The organism is Deinococcus hopiensis KR-140 (assembly GCF_900176165.1).
In the GTDB taxonomy this organism is placed as follows: Bacteria; Deinococcota; Deinococci; order Deinococcales; family Deinococcaceae; genus Deinococcus; species Deinococcus hopiensis.
On the sequence record NZ_FWWU01000011.1, the window covers coordinates 104375 to 107868 of the forward strand.

Annotated in this window: 1 protein-coding gene; it reads left to right on the forward strand. The window is 66.5% G+C overall.

Annotated elements, in window-relative coordinates; all coding sequences use genetic code 11:
- Positions 1-157 precede the first annotated feature (157 nt).
- On the forward strand, positions 158-3494 hold a 3337-nt coding region (locus B9A95_RS30465; protein ID WP_139807177.1), incomplete at its 3' end, for a PKD domain-containing protein.

Here is a 3494-nt window from a genome sequence, read left to right on the forward strand (position 1 = left end):
CGAAACCATCACTGGCAGCACTGCCACCCAGAAGACGCACACGTACGCGCAGCCCGGGACATACACCATTACCCTCTCTTCCCCCGCAACCCCAGGAGTGACGACCCCGGTCAAGGTGACAGTGCCCGCCCCAATTGTTATAGGGACGGGAAGTGGGTTGACCGCCAGCCTGAACCTGAGCAATCTCCTGAGTGCGTACACCTACACCCTGGAGTGGGGAGACGGAACGACCGAAACCCTGACGCCCACCACCCCAACGGCACAACTGAAGCACAACTACAGCGGGCCGGGAAGCTACACAGTTCAAGTTACGCCTCAAGGCAGCACTCCGGTGACGACCACCGTCAACCTGAGCGCTCCGCTTCCGGGCCTGACGACCACGCCTGACAACGCGTCCATCCGTCAGACGGTCACGGCGAACCTGACGGCCCTGGTTCCCGCCCTGACGTATACGCTCGACTGGGGAGACGGCACCACCGAAACCATCACCGGCAGTCCCACTGCTCAAAAGACGCACGCGTACGCGCAGCCTGGGACGTACACCGTCCGCCTTACCTCTCCCGCGACCACGCCGGTGACGGCCAGCGTGACAGCGGCTGTTCCCGCCCCGACGGCCAGCGGAACGGCAAGTGGTTTGAGCGTTTCCCTGAATCTGGGCAACCTGCTGAGCGGGTACCCCTACAGCGTCGCGTGGGGCGACGGAACGACCGAGCCCCTGACGGCCACCGCTGCGACCGCGACCCTGAGTCACGCTTACAGCCAGCCCGGCACCTTCACGGTTCAGGTCACGCCCAGGGGCAGCACGCCCGTGACGACGCCCGTCACAGTGAACGCGCCGAACTCCGTGCTGACGGTCACGCCGAGCGCTCCCCTGATTCGCCAGACGGTCACAGCGAACCTGACGGCCCTGGTTCCCGCCCTGACGTATACGCTCGACTGGGGAGACGGCACCACCGAAACCATCACTGGCAGCACTGCCACCCAGAAGACGCACACGTACGCGCAGCCCGGGACATACACCGTGACGCTCTCCGCAACCGGGACCACTCCAGCGACGTTCAGCCTGCCGGTTGGCATGCCCGTTCCGACCGTGACGGCGACTTCCACCGCCCTGACGGCTTCCCTGGGTCTGGGCAACCTGCTCGCGGATTACAGCTACACGGTGAATTGGGGAGACGGAACGACCGAACCCCTGACCGCCACCGCTGCGACCGCGACCCTGAGTCACGCTTACAGCCAGCCCGGCACCTTCACGGTTCAGGTCACGCCCAGGGGCAGCGCTCCAGTCACGACGCCCGTCACAGTGAACGCGCCGAACTCCGTGCTAACGGTGACACCGAGCGCTCCTCTGATTCGCCAGACGGTCACGGCGAACCTGAGCTCCCTGGTTCCCGCCCTGACCTATACGCTCGACTGGGGAGACGGCACCACCGAAACCATCACCGGCAGTCCCACTGCTCAAAAGACGTACACCTATAGCACTCCCGGTGCCTACGCCGTCTCCGTCAGTGCGCCCGGAACGGCCCCCGCGACTACGCCGGTCACGGTTGGCGTTCCCGGCCCGACGGCCACCGGAACGGCAAGTGGATTGACGGCTTCCCTGGGTCTGGGGAACCTGCTCGGGGATTACAGCTACACGGTGGACTGGGGAGACGGAACGACCGAGCCCCTGACGGCCACCGCTGCGACCACGACCCTGAGTCACGCCTACAGCCAGCCCGGCACCTTCACACTCCAGATCACGCCGCAGGGCAGCACGCCCGTGACGGCGCCCATCAGCGTGAATGCTCCGATCCCAGTCCTGGTGGTCACACCTGGCAACGCACTCATCCGTCAGACGGTCACGGCAAACCTGACGGCCCTGGTTCCTGCCCTGACCTATACGCTCGACTGGGGAGACGGCACCACCGAGACCATCACCGGCAGCACCGCCACCCAGAAAACGCACACCTACAGCGCTCCCGGTCCCTACACCATTACCCTCTCTTCCCCCGCGACCCCAGCGGTGACGGCTGCGGTCAGCTCTAGCGCGCCCGTTCCGACCGTGGCGGCGACTTCCGCCGCCCTGACGGCTTCCCTGGGTCTGGGGAACCTGCTCGCGGATTACAGCTACACGGTGAACTGGGGAGACGGAACGACCGAACCCCTGACCGCCACCGCTGCGACCGCGACCCTGAGTCACGCTTACAGCCAGCCCGGCACCTTCACGGTTCAGGTCACGCCCAGGGGCAGCACGCCCGTGACGACGCCCGTCACAGTGAACGCGCCGAACTCCGTGCTAACGGTGACACCGAGCGCTCCTCTGATTCGCCAGACGGTCACGGCGAACCTGAGCTCCCTGGTTCCCGCCCTGACCTATACGCTCGACTGGGGAGACGGCACCACCGAGACCTTCACCGGCACCGCCGCCCAGAAGATGCACACGTACGCGCAGCCCGGGACGTACACGGTCTCGCTCTCCGCGACCGGGACCACTCCAGCGACGGTCAGCGTCACAGCGGCTGTTCCCGCCCCGACAGCCACCGGAACGGCAAGTGGATTGACGGCTTCCCTGGGTCTGGGGAACCTGCTCGCGGATTACAGCTACACGGTGAACTGGGGCGACGGAACGACCGAGCCCCTGACGGCCACCGCTGCGACCGCGACCCTGAGTCACGCTTACAGCCAGCCCGGCACCTTCACGGTTCAGGTCACGCCCAGGGGCAGCACGCCCGTGACGACGCCCGTCACAGTGAACGCGCCGAACTCCGTGCTGACGGTCACGCCGAGCGCTCCCCTGATTCGCCAGACGGTCACGGCGAACCTGAGCTCCCTGGTTCCCGCCCTGACGTATACGCTCGACTGGGGAGACGGCACCACCGAAACCATCACTGGCAGCACTGCCACCCAGAAGACGCACACGTACGCGCAGCCCGGGACATACACCGTGACGCTCTCCGCAACCGGGACCACTCCAGCGACGTTCAGCCTGCCGGTTGGCATGCCCGTTCCGACTGTGACGGGGACTTCCACTGCCTTGACGGCTTCCCTGGGTCTGGGCAACCTGCTGGGGGATTACAGCTACACGGTGAAGTGGGGAGACGGAACGACCGAACCCCTGACGCCCACCGCCGCGACGGCGACCCTGAGTCACGCCTACAGCGAGCCGGGCACCTACACGGTTCAGGTCACGCCCAGGGGCAGCGCTCCAGTGACGACCCCCGTCACCGTGAGCGCTCCGAATTCGGTCCTGACGGTCACGCCGAGCGATCCTTCCATTCGCCAGACGGTCACGGCGAACCTGAGGTCCCTGGTTCCCGCCCTGACGTATACGCTCGACTGGGGAGACGGCACCACCGAAACCATCACCGGCACTCCCGCCGCCCAGAAGACGCACGGGTACAGCCCCCCGGGCAGGTACACCGTCACCCTTACCTCTCCCGCGACCACGCCGGTGACGGCCAGCGTGACAGCGGCTGTTCCCGCCCCGACGGCCAGCGGAACGGCAAGTGGTT